The following is a 20,068-nucleotide window of genomic DNA, read 5'->3' on the forward strand; positions in this document are numbered from 1 at the left end:
TGGCCAATTTTTCATCAGCACTCCATTTCCTTCTCTTCATAGAAAATCCCTCCCAAAGTTTGTTTCCAAGATTAAATTTCAACCCTTTTTCACCCCTTACTCAACTCCTAACTCTACCTTCAAAACGTGTCCAACTTTTTTGGGAGCAGTATAACTTTCAATACCGTCCTTTTTTCCATACTTTGCGAAAATATATATTATTTTTCTTGGATTACTCCTTAAACCCAACCTTCCCAAGTTCATCGAGAATTGGTGTTAACAATTTTGTAAATTTCAAAAAGTTGCTAGAGGAAATAAAACACTTTCTTGACACAAATTTTGTATATGATTAAATGTGTTATATGCAGAATATTGTTAATAGGGGCTACTCCATGGAAACATTAAATGACCGAGAATTAGAGGTTTTGTCAATAGTGGTCGAAGGATATATAGAGAGAGGTACTCCTGTTGGTTCCAGATATGTTGCCAAGAAATCTAAATTTAATTTAAGTCCCGCCACCATGCGAAATGTCATGGCTGATCTCACTGAAAAGGGTTTTTTAAAACAGCCCCATACCTCTGCTGGAAGGATTCCAACCAAAAAAGGTCTCAGGTTTTACTTAAACAATATTTTGAAGCCAGAGCCACTTTTGTATGAAAAAAAGAAAATAAAGGAATATTTTAATAGTGCAGTTGTATATGATTTTTCCCAAATTCTAGAAGGAGCAACAAAGTTTATATCAGATGAAACTGCACTTGTGGGTTTGGCTGTTTCTCCTGAAATCTCCTTTATGAAATGGAAACATATAGATTTTGTCTTAGTCAAACCAGGTCTTGTTATGGCTATTTTGGTATTTGAAGGGGGTATGGTTCACAGTAGACTAATTGCAGTGGAAGATTTGAAGATAAATTCCGATGACCTTGTTAAATTCAGCAATTTTTTAAATGAAAAATTTTCAGGTAAGCCCCTGTTTGAGGTAAAAAAACAGTTTTTAAAAGAAATGGAAGAGGCAAAAAAGAAATTTAATGAATTATATATAAATGCCTTGACCCTAGCTCAATATACCTGTGAGGCCGAAGATGAGCGGGAGATATTTGTCCAAGGTGCACATAGGGTTATTGGTAGTATAGATCCAAAAGATATAGAGAGGATGAAATCTCTATTAGAATATATAGAAAAAAGGTCTGAATTTTTAAAGATTTTAGATAAAATAGAGGAAGGAAAAGGAATTTTTATTCATTTTGGAAATGAACTTTTCGATCCTGACCTGGGTGAATGGTCAATAATTTCCTCCCCTTATGGTGCCTATGGTGAACCCTTAGGAATTATAGGTACCATTGGTCCCATCTACATGGAATATTCAAAATTAATCCCCATGGTTGACTATATGGCCAAAATGCTTAGTAAGATACTTGAGGCCAGGCTATAGTAGCCAACCTTCTCTTACTTAATTTCAAGTCTGATTTTTCAAAAAAATAATTTGTGGAGGTGTAGTGGATGAGTGATGAAAAAAAACAAGAACAGGTTTCTTGTGAGCAAGAAGAAAAAATTGAGGTAGAGCAAGAAAAACAAACCAAAGAAAAAGAAGAGGAGATAGATATAGAAAAATTAAAAGAACTCTGCAAAGAGAAAATTTGTCCTGAGTGTCCAGTAAAAAAAGAAATGGAACAGGAGATGCTCAGGGTAAAGGCTGATGCAGATAATTTTAGAAAGCGTATGGAAAGGGAAAAAGAGAATTTTTGTAAATATGCAACTGAAAAGGTCTTAGAAGATATAGTTCCAGTAATAGACAACCTTGAACTTGGACTCGAGCACGCAAAAAAAGTAGAGGCCTGTAAAGATATTGTTGAAGGCATAGAAATGACTTTAAATATTTTATTAAATACCCTAAAAAATCACGGGTTAGAACAGATTAAAACTGAAATTGGAGAACCCTTTGATCCAAATTATCATGAGGCCATGGCACAGCAGGAAAGGGAAGACATGGAACCTGGTATGGTCTCTACTGTTATGCAAAAAGGATACAAAATAAAGGATAGGGTACTTAGACCTGCAAAGGTCATGGTGAGCAAAAAACAGGAAAATAATAATTAAGCCCTTTACAAGCTTAAAAATAAGCTTATTTTTTATGTAAAGAAAATTTAGTAAGTTAGGAGGACAAAAAGATGGGAAAAATAATAGGAATAGATCTCGGAACAACAAATAGTTGTGTTTATGTAATGGAAGGGAAAGAGCCAAAATGTATTCCCAATCCTGAAGGTGGGAGGACCACTCCGTCTATTGTTGCATTTACTGATAAAGAGAGACTAGTTGGTGAATTAGCAAAGAGACAGGCAGTTACTAATCCAAAGAGGACTATCTTTGCCATAAAAAGACTTATGGGACGCAGTTATGATTCAGAAGAGGTGAAAAAATGGAAAGAAAGGTGTCCCTATAATATAGTTCCAGGTCCAAACAACGACGCATATGTTGAAATTGAAGGGAAAAAATATAGCCCTCCAGAGATCTCTGCAATGATTTTAAGAAAATTAAAAGAAGACGCAGAGAGTTATCTGGGCGAACCTGTAAAAGAAGCAGTTATAACGGTTCCTGCATATTTTAACGATGCCCAGAGGCAGGCAACAAAGGATGCAGGAAGAATTGCAGGACTTGAAGTAAAGAGGATAATTAATGAACCAACTGCTGCTTCCCTTGCATATGGATTTGATAAAAAAGTTAATCAAAAAATAGCTGTGTTTGACTTAGGTGGTGGTACCTTTGATATTTCAATTCTTGAAGTTGGTGATAATGTTGTTGAGGTAAAGGCCACAAACGGTGATACCTTCCTGGGTGGGGAAGACTTTGATCAGGCACTTTTAAATTACATAATTGAAGAGTTCAAGAAAGAGACAGGAATTGATTTGAGCAATGATACAATGGCCTTGCAAAGGCTTAAAGAGGCAGCAGAAAAGGCCAAAAAAGAGCTTTCAACTGCCCTGGAGACTGATATTAATCTACCATTTATAACTGCAGATCAGACTGGTCCAAAGCACTTGAATATGAAAATAAGTAGGGCAAAGTTAGAGGCTCTTACAGAACATCTCGTAGATAGGACTCTAGGACCATGTAAGCAGGCATTGGCAGATGCTGGACTTACAGTAAATGATATAGATGAAGTTATCTTAGTAGGTGGTATGACAAGGATGCCACTTGTACAGAAGAAAGTAAAAGAGTTCTTTGGAAAAGAGCCCCATAAAGGCGTAAATCCTGACGAAGTAGTTGCAATGGGTGCTGCTATTCAAGGTGGAATACTTTCTGGAGATGTAAAAGATGTATTGCTCCTGGACGTAACACCACTCTCTCTAGGTATTGAGACATTAGGTGGGGTATTTACTAAACTAATTGAGAAAAATACTACTATTCCAACAAGAAAGAGTCAGATATTTACAACTGCTGCTGATAACCAGACTTCAGTATCTATCCATGTACTGCAGGGAGAGAGGCCCCTTGCAAAGGATAATATGAGTCTGGGTAGGTTTGATTTAGTTGGAATTCCTCCTGCACCAAGGGGAGTTCCTCAGATTGAGGTTACCTTTGACATAGACGCCAATGGTATTGTGAATGTTTCTGCAAAGGACCTTGGCACAGGAAAAGAACAGTCTATCAGGATTCAGCCATCAAGTGGTCTATCAGAGGAAGAAATTCAAAGGATCATTAAAGAAGCAGAAGCCCATAAGGCAGAAGATGAAAAGAGAAAACGTTTGATTGATTTAAGAAATCAGGCAGATACCCTGATCTACACAACTGAAAAGTCCATGAGGGATCTTGGTGATAAAGTAGACAGTGCTCTTAAGGCTGAATTAGAGCAAAAGATAGAAGATCTAAAGAAAGTAATGGATGGCGAAGACGAACAGGCAATTAAAAATGCAATGGATGCCCTAACTCAGACATCTCACAGGTTGGCTGAGTTATTATATCAGCAACAACAAGCAGGAGCACAAGCAGGTGCAACAGGTTCAAGCGCTCAAGCAGGCGCATCAAGTGCACAAGCAGGTAATCCAAACCAGGATGATGATGTGGTAGATGCTGAATATACTGAGCAAAAATAAGTGTGCTTGACATAAACGTTCCCCCTCCTCTAATCTTGAGCCTGGGCTTAAAATATAGCCCAGGCTTTTTTATTTTAGTCTCTCAAGGCGACAGATTTGAAGATCAAGAGGTTTGCATGAGATATTATTTATTATTTTGTATTTTTCTTATTATTTTTATAGGTTGTGGCCCCAAAAAACAAATTAAGATGGTTCCAAAATCTCCATTGGAGATTGGAGATTATCTCTGGGAAAAAGGGGAGTATATATCTGCCTGTGAAAATTATGAAAAGGCCCTTTATAACTATCTTGTTCCCAAACAAAGGGAACTTACTTTGATACAGAGGATTATTAAGTGTTCTCTCCAGAGTAAAAATTTAGTTAAGGCCAAATTATATTTGGATAAATGGAAATCAATTGATCCAACCTACTTAAAGAAATGGCAATTCCATAAATACTACTTGACTTATTTAGATTTAAAAAATGAAAAACAAAAATATTACCAATATTTAATAGACTTAATCAAAATAGATCTCCCTTTAACTATTAGAAAAAACAGCTTTATCTTATTGGAACTCTCATATTTAAAAAACAAAGATATAAATAATGGAAGAGCTATTTTTGATAATTATTACAACACATTTAATTCAAGGGAACAATATGATATTTTAAATGATTTGTACAAGAGCATATTAGAGGAGAATATTGCAACAAAATATCGTTTAGAAAACCTAGATCCAGCAAAACTTCCAGATAGTTTAATAATGTGGGCAAAGATTTTGTGCCTTCTGTCTTCAAAAAAGATATCTTGGTCCAAATCTTATATGTTGCTTCAGAATATTTTAAACAAAAATTCCCTATTAAAAGAATTATTTCTAGATGAATTTAAAACTCTTATTGAAAAAAATGGAATTCCAAGGATAGAACTTGTTTTGGTCCTACCCTTTGATCCTTTATATGAGCAAGTCTCCTATGAGATTTTGACTGGGGTTGAGGCAGCTATTTATGAGATGGAAGGTATGGGAGTTGAAGCAAAAGTAGTTGTTTTAAATTCAAATGCAAGTGGGTGGATAGATAGATTAAAAGAGATTGCAAGTAAGGATTTAATTGTTGGCGGTTTTATTAAGCTGGAAACTTTTAATGAGATATTGAAAACAGACCTTCCAAAAAAAATTCATTTATTTGCATTTAGGTCTTATATTCCAAAGGAAGGCGTGGACGGTTTTAGATTTTTTCCATCCCATAAAGACCAGGTCACTGAGTTAATTAAGTTTTCTATGGATAAGCTCCAAATAGATTCTTTTGCTATTTTTTATCCAAGATCAGATTATGGCAGGAATTTGGGAGAAGAATTTTTTAATGAAGCTCGTTTACTTGGGGCTAAACTCACACAAATATCATGGTATGATCCTGAAAACACAAGGGATTGGCAAGAAAAAGTAGGTAATTTTTTGGATGTGCCAAAAGATCTATTTCAAGATAAGGACGATGAAAAGATAAAAGGGTTTAAACCAGATATAGATTTTTCTGCTGTGTTTATCCCAGATTCTTTTGAAAATTCCAGGATAATAATTCCTTACTTTTTTTATTATAATGCATCTGATTTATATTTTTTAGGGCCAGCTCTTTGGGGTAGCTTTAAACCAGAATTTACTCCCCTGGAAATATCCATGTTTAAAAGGGCATACTATCCATCTCCCTGGATAGAGGATAACAATAATAACCAGCTAATTAATTTGAAAAAAATAGTGTTTGATTTAAGTAAAAAGGATGTTAATTTCTGGATATGTCTTGGGTATGACTTTTTTAGGTATGCAGCATATCTTAAAGAACACCTAAAAAATGGACAACTTATTGATTCTATTTTAAATAACCCAGAATTTAAGTGGACAATTGGACCAATTAAGTGGGATGAAAAGGGAATTGCTTCTCAACATATGTTTGTTTTGAGGATATATTAAAAATTCTCTTGAGGTAAGGAGTATTGTATGAAGATATCAAAAGAACAGGTCAAAAACATAGCCTATTTAGCAAGACTACATCTAGATGAGAATAGATTGGAACTTTTTTCAAAACAACTGAGCCAGATATTGGATTACATGGAACAATTATCAGAAGTGGATACATCTGATGTAAAACCCATGTATTCACCAGTTGAACATCCTACTCCATATAGGGAAGATGAGGTCTATTCTGAATTTACAAGGGAAGATGTATTAAAAAATGCACCAGAGGAAGATGGGGAACACTTTATTGTACCAAAGGTAGTTAGCTAAAGAATGAGGAGATATATCTATGGATGTTAGAAAATATTCTGGAATCAAAATCAGAGATATGATTTTAAGTAGCGAGGTCAAGGTTGAAGAAGTTGTAAATGCATATTTAAAGAGGATTGAGGAGACTGAAGGAAAAATTGATGCCCTCCTTTACATAAATAAAGACCAGGCCCTTGAGAACGCAAGAGATATGGATAAAAATGGTCCTGATCCTTCTAAAAAACTCTGGGGAATACCAGTAATTATAAAGGATGTTTTGACAACTAAAGGCATTCCAACTACTTGTGCGTCAAAAATGTTGGAGAATTTTATTCCTTTTTATGATGCTGAGATAGTTAGGAGAATAAAAGAACAAGGGGGGATTATTATAGCAAAATCTAATATGGATGAATTTGCAATGGGGTCATCCACTGAAAATTCAGCATTTAAGCCAACAAAAAATCCATGGGACTTAGATAGGGTTCCAGGTGGCTCCAGTGGAGGGTCAGCAGCTTCTACTGCGGCATCTCAATCCCCTATTTCAATTGGAACTGATACTGGTGGGTCTATTAGACAACCTGCTGCATTTTGCGGAGTTGTTGGGCTAAAACCAACTTATGGCAGGGTATCTAGATTTGGGCTGATTGCCTATGGATCTTCTTTGGACCAGGCAGGTCCAATTACCAAGACAGTAAAAGACGCAGCCCTTATGCTTTCTGTGATTGCTGGAAAAGATAAAAAAGATTCCACATCATCTCCAAATCCAGTGCCAGATTATTTACAGGAGATGGAAAAATACAAGGACCTCAAGTCAATAAAGATTGGTCTGCCAAAGGAATATTGGCAACAAGGGCTAGATCCTGACATTCAAAAGAAATCAGAAGATTTTTTCAGGCTTTTAAAGGAATTAGGGGCAGAACTCATTGACATTTCCCTCCCCCATACCAAATATGCAGTTGCCACTTATTACATAATTGTAATGGCAGAAGCCAGTTCAAACCTCGCAAGATATGACGGAGTAAGATATGGATACAGGACAAAGGACGCAGAAGAATTAATTGATATGTATGTAAAAACACGTAGTGAAGGGTTTGGATTTGAAGTTCAAAGACGTATTATTTTAGGCACTTATGTTTTGTCTGCAGGATATTATGATGCCTATTATAAAAAGGCAGCTCAGGTAAGGAGATTAATTAGACAGGACTTTTTAGAGGCCTTTTCAAATTGTGATGTGATACTAACCCCAGTATCACCAACACTTCCCTTTAAATTAAAGGAAAAAATCCATGATCCTTTGACCATGTATCTCACAGATGTTTTTACAAATCCTCTGAATTTAAGTGGACTGCCTGGTATTTCCATTCCTGTGGGACTTGGAGATAACCTAAAACTTCCAGTTGGGCTTCAATTTATTGCTCCGCCATTTAGGGAAGACATTTTGTTTGGAATTGCTGACAGAGTTGAAGGAGAACTTGATCCTTTGCCCGAACCCTTTGGTCTAAAAAGTTAATGAATTATGAGTTGATGTTAGAATAATAAAAAAGGGAATATAATGGAAGAAATAGAAGTTTTAGAAGAAAAATTAATAGAAAAAATGCGGGAATTACCGCTACCCTATAAAAAGCAATTGATTGATTTTATAGAATATTTACAATTAAAAGCTCAAAAAAAAGAAACATTATATCTAAGTGAAAAGTCACTATCTAAAGATTGGCTTCTTCCAGAGGAAGATGAAGCATGGAAAGATTTATAAAAGGAGATGTGATAGTTATTCCTTTTCCTTTTTCTGATTTAACCGGAAGGAAAAGGAGGCCCGCATTAGTAATTTCAAACTTAGAAGGACAGGATTTGATTTTGTGTTAAATAACAAGCAAAAATGTAAGAGATAAGTATGCAATAGAATTAAAAGATGACAATTTTGCAATAGGTGGTTTAAGGCAAGAAAGTAATATAAGGCCTAATAAAATATTCACAGCAGATAAAGATATAATTTTATATAAAATAGGTAGTTTGAAGGGTTCCAAAGTTCAAGAGGTGATAGACAGGATTATAGAAATATTAAAATAATCAAACAAAACGGTTCAGCGGATTCGCTACTCGCTCGCCGCTGATTTCAGACTTTAGTATGAAAATTGGTGTAGCAGTAAGTGGGGGTATGGACAGTCTTTTTTGTTCTGTTTTGCTAAAGGAAAAAGGGTATGATGTAGTAGGTGTTTTTGGCATTTTTACAGAAGAATTAAGAAAAATTAAGGATAAAATTCAAGATAAATTTAAATCCCTTAATATTGAGTGTATATTTTTAGATCTAATAGATGAATTTAAAAAATATGTAGTAGATATTTTTGTAGATTATTATTTAAAAGGTTTTACGCCAAATCCATGTTGTATATGCAATAAATATATTAAATTTGGTGTACTTAAACAATGTGTAATGGACTTAGGATTTGATTATTTTGCAACAGGCCATTATGCTAAACTTATAAACCAAAATAGTCAAATTAGATTGTATAGGGGTATAGATAAAGCCAAAGATCAGAGTTATTTTTTGTCTTTGGTATCAAAAGATAGTTTTAAGGATGTTAAATTGCCCCTTGGTGGATATAAAAAAAATGAAATTAGAGAGAAGTTAAATAAAAAAAATATTACCCCAGCTATTACATCTGAGAGTCAGGAGATTTGTTTTATAAAAGGAAATTACAGAGATTTTTTAAAAAAAATGGGGAAGAACCTTCCAGGACCTGGTAAGATTATAGGGATATGGGGTGATGAATTGGGTATTCATAAAGGGCTTTTTAATTATACAATTGGCCAGAGACGTGGGCTTGGGATACCTTACTTAGAGCCTTTATATGTGATCCATAAGGACCTTGATCAAAATATTTTAGTTGTGGGTACAAAGAATGACCTTTTGCATAACAGGTGTGTTGTGGGTGATGTAAATTGCCTTGTTCCCATGGACAATTGGCCAGAAGAAATAGAGATTCAGGTAAATTATAACATGAAGCCAAAAAAGGCCTTTTGGGAGAAAAAAAATAAGATAATTCAAGTATTTTTTAAAGAGAAGATTCCAAGACCATCTCCAGGTCAGATATGTTGTTTTTATTCTGGAAATGTGGTCCTGGGGGGTGGAATAATCAGAAATGAAAGGTAAAGGTTTTTATATTTTGACCCTTGGTTGTAAGATCAATCAATATGAGTCAGAGGCAATCAGAGAAGCCTGGATTAAAAAAGGACTTTTTGAAGTTCATGATCCCCAAAAGGCAGATATTGTCTTGATAAATAGCTGTGCTGTAACTCATATGGCAATATCTGATACAAAAAAGTATGCAAGGAGATTTGCAAGACAAAACCCAGAATGTAAGATAATAGTAACAGGATGTGCCATTCCAAGATGGGAGAAAGAGATAAAAGCTATAGATGGAGTTAGACTTACAATTCCTCAAAGGGAAAAATTCCAGCTTTTGGGCTTTCCAGAAAACATAGGTGCAAAACAAGATGATTTCAGAGATAATTTTTCCTTGAAAATACAGGATTATTTCAGGGCAAGACCAATTATAAAGATACAAGATGGTTGTTCCCATTATTGTAAATATTGTATTGTGCCTTTAACACGTGGTCCTTCTAAGAGTAGAGATGTTCTATCTATTTTAGAAGAAGTAAAAACAATCTTAGATAGAGGTTTTAAAGAGATTATAATTAGTGGGATTAATTTAAAGGAGTTTAAAGGCGATTATTTAGGAGAAGAATTAGATCTATGGGATCTCATAGAAGTGGTTGCAACAAAGCTAGTTAGAAAATATAAAGGGGCACGCATTAGGATAAGTTCACTTGATCCATCTCTTTTAAATGATAGGGCTTTAGATGTAATTAGCAAATGTCCTGAAATTGCACCGCATTTGCACGTCTCAGTTCAGTCAGCAAGTAAAAAGATTTTGGAAAAAATGGGGAGGTCCCCTTATTCTCCAGATGATATTTTAAATTTTATGTATAAATTAAGAGAGATATGGCCAATTTTTGGACTTGGATGCGATGTGTTAGTTGGATTTCCTGGTGAAGATGATAAAGACTTTCTGGATACTTATAATTTTTGTAAAAAAATGTCCTTTACCTATGGTCATGTGTTTAAATATTCCAAAAGGCCAGATACCCCAGCTGCAAAATATCCATATCAAGTTCCAAAAGATATTAAACAAAAAAGAAGTTTTTTGTTAAGGAAACTTTTTTTAGAGAAAAAGAAAAATTTTTTAAAAAAACTTCTTTCTTTAGACCAGGTAAATATCATTGTTGAAGATACAGAAAAATTGGTGGGTATGAATGAATATTATATTATCTGTAAAATAAATAAAAAAAGTTTTTTACCCTTAAAAAAGGGAGACTTAATTAAAGCTGTACCTATGTCCCTTGATTTTGATAAATTAAATTTGGTTGTTAAGCAGATATAAAATGAGTGTACCCAAAAAACCAAAAGATGTCCTTTTAGTATTATCTATCTTAGGAAGCAAATGGGATCAATTTTGGCCCAGGGTGCAGGAAGATTTAAAAGAGGCCCTGGGAGAGATTGAATACATATCTCCTATGATTTTATTTACAGAGACCACCTATTATGACAGGGAACTTGGAACTCCCATATATAGGCGTATTCTGTCCTTTAAAGATCTTATTTCACCTGATAAGTTGGCTGATATAAAATTAACAACTAATGAGATAGAAAAGAAATATGCAAAACAAGATGGATCAAGGATCTTTAATTTAGATCCTGGTATTCTCTCTTTTGAGAGGTTCGTGCTTGCCACAGGAAAAGAATATACTCACAGGATTTATTTAAGAGAGGGTATCTGGGCTGACCTTACCCTGATCTTTCAAAAGGGCAGATGGCAAAGCCTTCCTTGGACATATCCAGATTATGCAAAGGAAGATCTTCAAAAGATCCTTTTGCTTTTAAGGGAGAATTATAAAAAAAAGTTAAAGGGAAATAGATGATTAAGTCAATGACTGGCTATGGTTCATATGAAATAAGCGATGAGATTTGTTTGCAGCATTGGGAGATAAAGAGCCTAAATTCAAAAAATTTAAATATAAGATTTAAAATACCTTCATTTTTGAGATCTGTAGAATATATCTTTTTAAGAGAAGTAAAAAAATTTGTGAGTAGAGGGAATATAGATATTTCTCTGGGGCTTAAAATATTTAGACAAGATCAAGTCCCATTTCAAATAAACGAGACACTGCTAGATGTCTTGTTTGGATTTTTAAAAAGCTATGCCAAGAAAAAGGGCGAGGTATTTGTCCCAGATTATAACAAGGTTCTTTCTATTCCTGGCCTATGGACTGAAGCTCCAGTAGATGCAGAATCTGAGCTGGTTGACAAATTGAAAAATGGTCTTAAAAAGGCCCTTTTATCCTGGAATAAATTCAGAGAAAGGGAAGGGCAAGACCTTGTGTTGGATCTTAAGTCTAGACTTAAGAGACTGGTTGATATTAAAAACAAAATAAGTCAAGCCACCAAAGGCCTGGTAAGTGAGAAGTTTGAACTCTTAAGACAGAGGATAGAAGAAATTTTAAAGGCAATAGATATTCAGGTGGAACAAGACAGACTTATGCAAGAGCTGGCAATTATGGCGGATAGATTAGACGTGTCAGAAGAGCTTGTCAGGCTAACATCCCATCTAAATGCCATGTTAGATCTGCTTAATTCTGAAGGATATGTTGGAAGACAATTGGATTTTCTCTGTCAAGAGAGCTTTAGAGAAATAAATACCCTGGGTAATAAGGCTCAATGCGCTAAAGTAAGTTCTTTTGTAGTTGAATTTAAGACAGAACTTGAAAGAATTAGAGAACAAATACAAAACTTAGAGTGATGTTATGGGGGAAAAACTTATAAATATAGGTTTTGGAAGCTATGTAGTTGCCTCTAGAATCGTGGGAATTTTTAATCCAAATTCTTCTCCAATGAGACGGTTAAAGGAAGAGGCAAGAGACGATCACAGACTTATTGATGCAACCCATGGAAGAAAGACAAGGTCTATTATTTTAACAGATTCAAACCATGTATTTTTGTCTTCCCTTCATCCTGAGACCATATCGCAGAGGGTAGCTTTAGAAAAAGGAGAGGGAGATGGAAAATAAGGGTATTGCCCTGATTATCAGTGGTCCATCTGGAGCTGGCAAAGGAACCCTTGTAAAGATGCTTATTGAAGAATTTCCAAACATCCAATTTTCAATCTCTTACACAACGAGAAAACCACGTGAAGGAGAAATTGATGGCATAGACTATGTATTTATCTCAAAGGAAGAATTTAAAAAACTAATAAAAGAAGATATGTTTGCTGAATGGGCAAATGTACATGGAAATTATTATGGGACTCCACGAAAGGAGATTGAAGAGAAATTAAATAAAGGTTTTGATGTTGTATTTGATGTTGATGTTCAGGGGGCCAAAAGTCTTAAACAAAGTTTGAGACAAGGTGTATTTGTCTTTATTTTACCACCTTCAATTGATGAACTTAAGAGAAGGTTGGTCAGAAGGGGTGGAGATGATCCCAAAACAATTGAAATAAGATTAAAAAATGCACAAAAAGAGATGGAAGCCATAGATGAATTTGAATATGTAATTTTAAATGATGATTTAAATAAAGCATATGATAATTTAAGATGTATATATTTATCAGCCAAATGTAGGGTGAGGAGATAATATGGATAATAAGTCAACGGAAGCACCTATAGAAAAAATTAAAGGCGTATTTTCTACCCAGACCGTAATGAAGATAGGAACAGGTACGACCCAGAGAAAGACTGTTCAAAAAAGTTATTGGTTTGTCAAGGAGTTAGATGATGGAAATGTGGAAATTCAAGCATTAAATAAGAATTATGTTCCTTCTGGCCCAAAGAAAGTAATTACTAAAGAAGAACTCCTTGAAAAATTTATCCCAGAGCCAGAATTTTATACATATGAAGTCTATCCAAGGATACGGGAGTTAAATAAGACCATTGCCAGGGCAGATAGACACAGGATGAGGGGAGAGACATACAGTGCAGAGTTTGAATATAAAAATGCCCTGAAAGTGGATGAAGAAAATATCAGGGCCAATTTTGGGCTTGGTTTAACATACCTTGATAGGGGAGATACAGAAAAGGCCCAAAATATTTTTGAAAGGTTGGTCAAGCTAGATGCAGCCTTTGAAAAAGAGCATAAACACCTGTTCAATGAATTTGGAATTAAACTCAGAAAAAATAAGATGTATAGACAGTGCCTTGAATATTATCAAAGGGCACTTGAACTTGCTCCAGAGGATGATCACCTTTTATATAACATAGCCAGGTGTTATTTTGAAATGAAGGATTATAGTAAATGTAAAGAATATCTGGAAAAATCATTAGAATTAAATCCAGACTTAGAAGAAGCAAGAAAGTTTATGGAGTTTTTAGAAAAAAAGGGATTGGTTTAAAAATGAGTATGTAATAAAAATTGTGTATATCCCTGTTGTGTTGAGTGTGATAAATAAGGTAAGATGAGTGATCAGTGTGAGTGGTCAGTATGGGATGTCAAGTTACAGATACAGATCACCCACACAGATCACAGACACTTATATAAGGAGTTTGATTTGTTGTATAAATGGAATATGAGTAGGCCCTTGTCTGATGAATTAAAGCTATTGGTACCCCAATTTTCTAAAAAATTACGGGTATCTAGATTAGTTGTGGAGTTTTTGTTAAAGAGGGGCATAAGAACCATTGAAGATATGAATATATTCTTAAATCCGCATTTGAGATATTTAAAACCCTTATCATCTCTTGGAGAGTTAGATAGTGCAGTAAAATTTATTGCACATTCATTGAAATCAGGGAAAAAGGTTGCAATTTGGGGTGATTATGATGTAGATGGCATAACATCTACTGCTATTTTGGTAGATTTACTTAGAAAGAAAGGTTTTTCTCCTATTTATTATATCCCAAATAGACTGGAAGAGGGATATGGGCTTAATTTAGAAGGGTTAAAAACATTGGTTGCACAAGGTGTTAATTTAATCATTACTGTAGATTGTGGAATAACAAATATTGAGGAAGTTAAGTGGATAAGAGGGCAAAATATAGATGTTGTAATTACTGATCATCACATGCCGGCAGATGAGTTGCCTCCTGCAAATTTTGTTATTAATCCAAAAATAAATAGCAATGCATATAAAAATTTGGCAGGAGTAGGCGTTGCTTTTTTGCTTGCAGCTGGATTAAATAATGAACTTCCTGAAAAAATAGATATTAGACAATATCTTGACCTTGTGGCCATGGGAACTATTGCAGATGTAGTGCCTTTAGATATAGATAATAGGATACTGGTTAAAAATGGTCTGTTAATGCTCTCTGAAACCAGGCGGCCTGGCATTGTAGCTCTTAAAGAGGAAAGTGGTCTTAAAGTAGGGGCAAAATTGGGAGCAGAAGAGGTTGGATTTATGCTTGCTCCAAGGATCAATGCTGCAGGTAGAATGGGGAATGGTAAGGATGGAGTGGAACTCCTTTTAACACAGGATATGAGTAGGGCAAAGGAAATAGCCAAAAAATTAGAGGGATACAATAGGGCAAGAAAAAAGGAAGAAGATAGGATTTTAAAGGATGCCCTAAAACAGGCAATGGAAAAGTCAGATAGGCCTGGCCTTGTTTTGTATGGCGATAATTGGCATGAAGGGGTTATAGGTATTGTTGCATCTAGGGTTTGTGAAAGATTTTATAAGCCAACATTTGTACTTACTGGTAAAAATGGAGACGTAAAGGGTTCAGGCAGATCTATACCTGAGGTAGATTTATATTTAACAATGAAGGAATGCAGAGATGCACTTTTAAGATTTGGAGGCCATCCACAGGCTGGTGGAATTTCTCTTAGCAAGGAACAAGTTCAATATTTTGAAGAATTGTTTGTTGAATGTATTGAGAAAATAACTAAGGGTATAGAATTAACTCCACATCTCATAGTAGATAGTTACTTGCCTTTGAAATATATAGATTATAACCTTATTAAGGAGTTGGAATTACTTGAGCCCTATGGACCAGACAATCCTGAACCAGTTTTCTGGACAAAGGATCTATTGGTCTTAAAACAAAAGTTAGTGGGAAAAGAGCATGTATTTTTAGAGGTTAGGGATGAGAGGGCAAAAAAGACCATGTGGGCAAAGGCGTGGAATATGGCGGATTTAATCCCGCAAGATCTTACTAATAAATATGTAAATATTGCCTTTTATCCCAGGATTAATACATATAATGGACTAATTGGCGTAGATCTTCAATTAAAGGATATTGATGTTGTGTAAAAAAAGGAGGTGAAACACATGGATATGCATAGGATTGTTCGAGGCGTGGCGGGTTTTATTATTATTTTAAGTCTTATTTTGGCTGTGAGCTATTCTTATTGGTGGCTGCTTTTGACCCTTTTTGTAGGGATAAATCTCTTTCAATCTGCTTTTACCAATACCTGCCCTCTTATGTGGCTTTTGAGGAAGTTTGGTTTAGATGAGAGTGAAAAATCAGTTAGTTAACTATCCTTGAGTGCCTTTTTATTTAGGGGACATAAGTCCCCTGTTATTATAAACTCTAATTTTAGACACTTTTTCTGCTTATTTTTAAAGGGCAAAAACTTGATTTTGAATGGTTAAAAACCTAGTGACGTATAGTTCCCTGTGATCGCTTACAAATAATCTAATTTGTTCTTTACTGAGAATCGCAACAATATGTGAACTCTATTTGACAAAAAAAATTTTTTTGTTTAGTAACAGGATAACATTTACTCTTTTATTTTTGGAAATATGTTTGAATTACTAGTCTACAACTCTGGTATTCAAGGAGAAAATTAGTTGAAAAAGGTATCAATTATCTGGTTTTCAAAGTCAAAAAATACATATAACAGGATTTCTCTCACAGAATCCAAAACTTATCTACTACTTTTTCTTCATCTTCTTATATATTCAGGCCTTATAATTCTAAGTGGACTATTAATTTATCAGCATTTTAAAATTTCTAATGCAAAAAAAGAAATTGCTTCTCTAAGCAACAAGATTGTAGTGATTACTACTACATTGAAAAAAGAGCAACAACGAGTTTTTGCACTGGAGCAAGACTTAAAACAAAAGATAAAAAAGATATCTTCCTTAGAGAAAAAGCTATCCACTGTTCAAGATGAACTTGCAGATATGGAAGAAATGGAAGATAAGATAAAAAATTTTCTGGGACTTGAAAGTGATAAAACAAATGCAGAGGATAAATTCTCCCACCAGGGTGGTTTTGAATACAACACATCACCAGAGAAAAAAAAACAGACCATTCTCTCAATTGAAGATCAAAATGCAACACACTTCAAAAAAATAAAAAACATCGTATCTTATTCAACAGACCTGAGAGAAAGCCTGGCGCAACTTGTGGATTATCTGGAAAAAAGACATAAAAAATTAAGGCACATGCCCTCTATTCTTCCTATTAAAGGAGATAAGTTCTGGATTTCATGTGGTTTTGGTTGGCGAACAAATCCATTCACCCAACAAAGGGAATTTCACGCTGCCATAGATATAGCTTCTGCCTGGAAAACACCAATTGTGGCTCCAGCAGACGGGATTGTAATAAAAGTTGGCAAAAATAGTATTGTGGGGAATTATGTAAGAATAAGACATACACCTCATATTATAACTTTATATGGACATTTATATAAAACAATTGTTAAAGAAGGAGATAAGGTAAAAAGGTGGGATGTAATTGGTTATATGGGAAATACAGGACATAGTACTGGAACACATCTTCATTACAAAATAGTAGTTGATGGTAGACCTGTAAATCCCAAATATTATATCTGGGATAGAAGATTAAAAAGTCTTGGGTTGAGGTAAAAAATGGCTTTTGCAAAGAAAAACAAAAAGGAGAGAATTGACTCAACTCCCACCTTAATAGGGGCAAAAAGTGTATTTGAGGGAAATTACAAAGGAGAAGATAACATCTGTATTGAAGGAACATTTAAAGGCATTATTGAATGTAGTGAAGATGTATATATAAATCATAGTGCCTTTATTGAAGGTGATATTTCAGGAAAAAATGTTGTTGTCCATGGAAAAGTTGTTGGAAATGTAATAGCCAAAGAAACCCTAATTATTGGAGAAAAAGGTAAAATAGTAGGAGATGTATCTACAAAGGTCTTTTCAGTAGATCGGGGTGGAATCTTGCATGGCAATTGTAATATGCAGGAAAAGATTAAAGATATTAAGAAGGATTCCCGCACCCGTAATTTATTTGAAAAATTTTCAATATTGACTGGTAAAAAATCTAACGAGATAAAAGAAAAAATAAATGATTTTGAAAAAAGTATATCAATTTCTGACAATAAATTAAATCCCTTAGATATGAGTATCAATAATGACGATGACTTAATTGAGGTAAAAGAATCCTCCACTGAGTCTTCTAATTAACTCATCTTATGCACTTAATAGATGTAGTATTATTAACTCCACCATTTAAAAAATATACATATAAAATTCCTTCCCTTCTGAAAAATTGTAACTTAGAACCAGGAATAAGGGTAATTGTACCTGTACAAAAAAGATATACCATGGGTATTATCATTAAATCCCATAATAAAAAACATGTGAATTTTAAAATAAAAGAATTAATCCTTCCCATTGATAAAAAGCCCCTTTTTTTAAAAGAACAGCTTGAAATCTTTGAAGATATTTCTGCTCACCTTTTAGTTGAGCTGGGACAGGTTATATCATCAGTAACACCTTCAAAATTAATGTCACTAAAATTATATTTTTTGGACAAAAAAGGAAATAAATTTAACATATTAGAATTTCTAAAAAAAGAACCCCACATTTTAAATGCATTTTTAGCAAAATGGATAAATGGAGATGTTAAAATAGTATCTCAATCAAAGGAAGATATAATAGTTGAACTTATATGTTCTCCTCCATGGCCAGTAAAAAAAAATGCAAAAACCCAGTTAGATATTTTGGAATATCTCTACACCCAGGGTCCTCAAAAAAAATCTCATATCATAGCTAAATTTGGGAAATATTCAGGAAATGTTTTAAGGTCTTTTTTAAACAAAGGTTTAATTCGATTTTCATCAAAAAATAGAGAATATTCCTCAAATTTACAATATGATTATTGTTCTTCTTATAATCTCACAAAAGAACAAAAAGAAGTTATCGATGTCTTAATACCCTATATAGAAAAAAACATTTTTAAAACAGTGCTGTTGCATGGTGTAACTGGTTGTGGTAAAACTCTAATATACATATATTTAATAAAAAAATCTTTGGAGTTAAATAAAAATAGTATAATTCTCCTTCCAGAAGTAGCTTTAGCTGAGAGTACATATCAGGAAATTAAACAATTTTTTTCAGGCACTAATATTTATTTTTATCATGGATATTTGTCCAACGGTGAGAGAGCAAAAATATTTAAAACATTATCACAAGCCACTACACCCTCCATTATAATTGGAACTCGCTCTGCCATATTTCTACCAGTGAAAAACATTGGAACAATTATTATAGATGAAGAACATGATTCCTCCTATAAGCAAGATGAAAGACTAAGATACCATGTAAGGGAAATTGCTTATCTTTTGGCCTATAAATTTAAGAGCCTCCTTGTTTTTGGATCTGCAACCCCAGATTTAAAGACATATTATGCAGCAATTAATCAAAAAATTGAGCTATTGAAAATGAAAAAAAGGGTCACAGGAAATCCCTTACCAGAGATAGATATTGTAAACTTAAATAAAAATCCTCCAACACATGGCCCATTTAGTGAAATAGTTTTTTCAGAAATAAAATCCACACTGGACAATGGGGATCAAGTAATAATCTTATTGAATAGACGAGGTTTTTCTCCTGTGGTTTTTTGCACTTCATGCAGAGAGGTGGTCAAGTGCCCAAATTGTTCTGTGTCTATGACATACCATAAAAAAATAGAAAGGCTGTTGTGTCACTATTGTGGAAAAGTTATGCCCTTTCCATGCAATTGTCCTGTTTGTGGAGCTGTTTCATATATTCCATTAGATGTTGGGACAGAACAGGTTGAAGAGTTTGTAAAGGAAAAATTTGGAAATAGCTATAAAATATTGCGACTTGATGCTGACTCTTACAGGCGTGAAAAAAAAGATGAAGACATATTAAAATCTTTCTCAGAAGGAAGATACCAGATTTTAGTTGGAACTCAGATGTGCAGCAAAGGACATAATTTCCCAGGTGTAACCCTGGTTGTAGTTGTGGATGGAGACATTGGACTAAACCTTCCTGACTATAGGGCAACAGAAAGAACCTTTCAACTCCTAGTACAGGTAGCAGGAAGGTCTGGCAGAGGACAAAAGCCAGGCAAGGTCTTTATCCAGACCAGAAATCCAAGTCACTATTGCTGGCAATATATAAAAAATAGTGACTATGAAGGGTTTATTCAACATGAGCTCAAAATTAGACAAAAGAGGAGATATCCACCCTTTGTCAAACTTGGTCTCTTGAGATTTCAAATTAGAGAAGATTACCAGCAACATCAAAGATTAATAGAAGAAATAAGAGATTTTATACATAAAATTAAAAGGACCTCTCTTACCGTATTAGGACCAGCACCTGCTCCAATTTTTATTTTAAATAAGAACAAAAGATATCAATGTCTTTTAAAAGCAGAAACTTATGCCCCTATCCGAGCATTTGCTGCTAAAATTTTTAAAAAATATTCAAACTACAAAAAAAGAATTAAAATCAATTTGGATCTCGATCCCTACCACATGTTATAGG

General features: G+C 34.2%; 20 protein-coding genes. All 20 read left to right on the forward strand.

Going from position 1 to position 20,068, the window contains the following annotated elements; all coding sequences use genetic code 11:
- Positions 1 to 371: 371 nt before the first annotated feature.
- Positions 372 to 1,409 carry a heat-inducible transcriptional repressor HrcA gene (hrcA, locus tag ACYQ1E_RS12325; protein WP_459879822.1) on the forward strand — a complete coding sequence of 346 codons (1,038 nt, stop codon included), beginning with the start codon at positions 372 to 374 and terminating at the stop codon, positions 1,407 to 1,409.
- Positions 1,410 to 1,477: 68 nt separating this feature from the next.
- Positions 1,478 to 2,074, forward strand: coding sequence for a nucleotide exchange factor GrpE (gene grpE / locus ACYQ1E_RS12330; RefSeq protein ID WP_459879825.1), 597 nt, complete (start codon positions 1,478 to 1,480; stop codon positions 2,072 to 2,074).
- Positions 2,075 to 2,145: 71 nt separating this feature from the next.
- A complete protein-coding gene (gene dnaK / locus ACYQ1E_RS12335; RefSeq protein WP_459879828.1) occupies positions 2,146 to 4,068 on the forward strand; it encodes a molecular chaperone DnaK in 1,923 nt (640 codons plus the stop codon).
- Positions 4,069 to 4,184: 116 nt separating this feature from the next.
- Positions 4,185 to 6,008 (forward strand): type 1 periplasmic-binding domain-containing protein, encoded by a 1,824-nt coding sequence (locus tag ACYQ1E_RS12340; protein WP_459879831.1) that lies wholly within the window; start codon positions 4,185 to 4,187, stop codon positions 6,006 to 6,008.
- A gap of 27 nt (positions 6,009 to 6,035) precedes the next feature.
- The gene (gatC, locus tag ACYQ1E_RS12345; protein WP_459879834.1) at positions 6,036 to 6,323 is read left to right on the forward strand and encodes an Asp-tRNA(Asn)/Glu-tRNA(Gln) amidotransferase subunit GatC; all 288 of its coding nucleotides are present in this window, start codon (positions 6,036 to 6,038) and stop codon (positions 6,321 to 6,323) included.
- A gap of 19 nt (positions 6,324 to 6,342) precedes the next feature.
- Positions 6,343 to 7,812, forward strand: a complete 1,470-nt coding sequence (gene gatA, locus ACYQ1E_RS12350; protein WP_459879838.1) for an Asp-tRNA(Asn)/Glu-tRNA(Gln) amidotransferase subunit GatA — start codon at positions 6,343 to 6,345, stop codon at positions 7,810 to 7,812.
- Between the two features lie 42 nt (positions 7,813 to 7,854).
- Complete coding sequence (locus ACYQ1E_RS12355) at positions 7,855 to 8,055, forward strand: hypothetical protein (protein WP_459879841.1); 201 nt, start codon at positions 7,855 to 7,857, stop codon at positions 8,053 to 8,055.
- The gene (locus tag ACYQ1E_RS12360) at positions 8,040 to 8,165 is read left to right on the forward strand and encodes a hypothetical protein (protein WP_459879843.1); all 126 of its coding nucleotides are present in this window, start codon (positions 8,040 to 8,042) and stop codon (positions 8,163 to 8,165) included. The genes ACYQ1E_RS12355 and ACYQ1E_RS12360 overlap by 16 nt, the downstream gene beginning before the upstream one ends.
- 262 nt (positions 8,166 to 8,427) lie before the next feature.
- On the forward strand, positions 8,428 to 9,453 hold the full coding sequence (gene mnmA, locus ACYQ1E_RS12365) for a tRNA 2-thiouridine(34) synthase MnmA (RefSeq protein ID WP_459879846.1): 1,026 nt from the start codon (positions 8,428 to 8,430) through the stop codon (positions 9,451 to 9,453).
- Positions 9,443 to 10,744, forward strand: coding sequence for a MiaB/RimO family radical SAM methylthiotransferase (locus tag ACYQ1E_RS12370; RefSeq protein ID WP_459879849.1), 1,302 nt, complete (start codon positions 9,443 to 9,445; stop codon positions 10,742 to 10,744). The genes mnmA and ACYQ1E_RS12370 overlap by 11 nt, the downstream gene beginning before the upstream one ends.
- Position 10,745: 1 nt before the next feature.
- Entirely contained in the window at positions 10,746 to 11,282 is a 537-nt protein-coding gene (locus tag ACYQ1E_RS12375; protein ID WP_459879851.1) for a DUF4416 family protein, read from the forward strand.
- Positions 11,279 to 12,160: a YicC/YloC family endoribonuclease gene (locus ACYQ1E_RS12380; RefSeq protein ID WP_459879853.1), complete on the forward strand. Its 882-nt coding sequence runs from the start codon at positions 11,279 to 11,281 to the stop codon at positions 12,158 to 12,160. The genes ACYQ1E_RS12375 and ACYQ1E_RS12380 overlap by 4 nt, the downstream gene beginning before the upstream one ends.
- Before the next feature lie 4 nt (positions 12,161 to 12,164).
- Complete coding sequence (locus tag ACYQ1E_RS12385; RefSeq protein ID WP_459879855.1) at positions 12,165 to 12,428, forward strand: DUF370 domain-containing protein; 264 nt, start codon at positions 12,165 to 12,167, stop codon at positions 12,426 to 12,428.
- Positions 12,418 to 12,993 carry a guanylate kinase gene (gene gmk / locus ACYQ1E_RS12390; protein WP_459879857.1) on the forward strand — a complete coding sequence of 192 codons (576 nt, stop codon included), beginning with the start codon at positions 12,418 to 12,420 and terminating at the stop codon, positions 12,991 to 12,993. Before ACYQ1E_RS12385 ends, gmk begins: the two co-directional genes overlap by 11 nt.
- Position 12,994: 1 nt before the next feature.
- The gene (locus ACYQ1E_RS12395) at positions 12,995 to 13,747 is read left to right on the forward strand and encodes a tetratricopeptide repeat protein (RefSeq protein ID WP_459879860.1); all 753 of its coding nucleotides are present in this window, start codon (positions 12,995 to 12,997) and stop codon (positions 13,745 to 13,747) included.
- Positions 13,748 to 13,903: 156 nt separating this feature from the next.
- Positions 13,904 to 15,601 carry a single-stranded-DNA-specific exonuclease RecJ gene (gene recJ / locus ACYQ1E_RS12400; RefSeq protein WP_459879863.1) on the forward strand — a complete coding sequence of 566 codons (1,698 nt, stop codon included), beginning with the start codon at positions 13,904 to 13,906 and terminating at the stop codon, positions 15,599 to 15,601.
- Positions 15,602 to 15,625: 24 nt separating this feature from the next.
- The gene (locus tag ACYQ1E_RS12405; protein ID WP_459879867.1) at positions 15,626 to 15,826 is read left to right on the forward strand and encodes a YgaP family membrane protein; all 201 of its coding nucleotides are present in this window, start codon (positions 15,626 to 15,628) and stop codon (positions 15,824 to 15,826) included.
- Between the two features lie 315 nt (positions 15,827 to 16,141).
- The gene (locus ACYQ1E_RS12410; protein WP_459879870.1) at positions 16,142 to 17,164 is read left to right on the forward strand and encodes a peptidoglycan DD-metalloendopeptidase family protein; all 1,023 of its coding nucleotides are present in this window, start codon (positions 16,142 to 16,144) and stop codon (positions 17,162 to 17,164) included.
- A 3-nt stretch (positions 17,165 to 17,167) separates the two neighbouring features.
- On the forward strand, positions 17,168 to 17,737 hold the full coding sequence (locus ACYQ1E_RS12415; RefSeq protein ID WP_459879873.1) for a bactofilin family protein: 570 nt from the start codon (positions 17,168 to 17,170) through the stop codon (positions 17,735 to 17,737).
- Between the two features lie 8 nt (positions 17,738 to 17,745).
- Positions 17,746 to 20,067, forward strand: coding sequence for a replication restart helicase PriA (gene priA / locus ACYQ1E_RS12420; RefSeq protein ID WP_459879876.1), 2,322 nt, complete (start codon positions 17,746 to 17,748; stop codon positions 20,065 to 20,067).
- Position 20,068: the final 1 nt, after the last annotated feature.

Source organism: Desulfothermus naphthae (genome assembly GCF_054657475.1).

Bases quoted from the DNA above. Each gene is read 5' to 3' on its own strand.
- gatA (WP_459879838.1), top strand. From the start codon at position 6,343: ATGGATGTTAGAAAATATTCTGGAATCAAAATCAGAGATATGATTTTA.
- ACYQ1E_RS12395 (WP_459879860.1), top strand. From the start codon at position 12,995: ATGGATAATAAGTCAACGGAAGCACCTATAGAAAAAATTAAAGGCGTA.
- ACYQ1E_RS12355 (WP_459879841.1), top strand. From the start codon at position 7,855: ATGGAAGAAATAGAAGTTTTAGAAGAAAAATTAATAGAAAAAATGCGG.
- priA (WP_459879876.1), top strand. From the start codon at position 17,746: ATGCACTTAATAGATGTAGTATTATTAACTCCACCATTTAAAAAATAT.
- ACYQ1E_RS12380 (WP_459879853.1), top strand. From the start codon at position 11,279: ATGATTAAGTCAATGACTGGCTATGGTTCATATGAAATAAGCGATGAG.
- dnaK (WP_459879828.1), top strand. From the start codon at position 2,146: ATGGGAAAAATAATAGGAATAGATCTCGGAACAACAAATAGTTGTGTT.
- ACYQ1E_RS12340 (WP_459879831.1), top strand. From the start codon at position 4,185: ATGAGATATTATTTATTATTTTGTATTTTTCTTATTATTTTTATAGGT.
- ACYQ1E_RS12370 (WP_459879849.1), top strand. From the start codon at position 9,443: ATGAAAGGTAAAGGTTTTTATATTTTGACCCTTGGTTGTAAGATCAAT.
- gmk (WP_459879857.1), top strand. From the start codon at position 12,418: ATGGAAAATAAGGGTATTGCCCTGATTATCAGTGGTCCATCTGGAGCT.
- gatC (WP_459879834.1), top strand. From the start codon at position 6,036: ATGAAGATATCAAAAGAACAGGTCAAAAACATAGCCTATTTAGCAAGA.
- ACYQ1E_RS12405 (WP_459879867.1), top strand. From the start codon at position 15,626: ATGCATAGGATTGTTCGAGGCGTGGCGGGTTTTATTATTATTTTAAGT.
- mnmA (WP_459879846.1), top strand. From the start codon at position 8,428: ATGAAAATTGGTGTAGCAGTAAGTGGGGGTATGGACAGTCTTTTTTGT.
- ACYQ1E_RS12385 (WP_459879855.1), top strand. From the start codon at position 12,165: ATGGGGGAAAAACTTATAAATATAGGTTTTGGAAGCTATGTAGTTGCC.
- hrcA (WP_459879822.1), top strand. From the start codon at position 372: ATGGAAACATTAAATGACCGAGAATTAGAGGTTTTGTCAATAGTGGTC.
- ACYQ1E_RS12375 (WP_459879851.1), top strand. From the start codon at position 10,746: ATGAGTGTACCCAAAAAACCAAAAGATGTCCTTTTAGTATTATCTATC.
- ACYQ1E_RS12360 (WP_459879843.1), top strand. From the start codon at position 8,040: ATGGAAAGATTTATAAAAGGAGATGTGATAGTTATTCCTTTTCCTTTT.
- ACYQ1E_RS12415 (WP_459879873.1), top strand. From the start codon at position 17,168: ATGGCTTTTGCAAAGAAAAACAAAAAGGAGAGAATTGACTCAACTCCC.
- grpE (WP_459879825.1), top strand. From the start codon at position 1,478: ATGAGTGATGAAAAAAAACAAGAACAGGTTTCTTGTGAGCAAGAAGAA.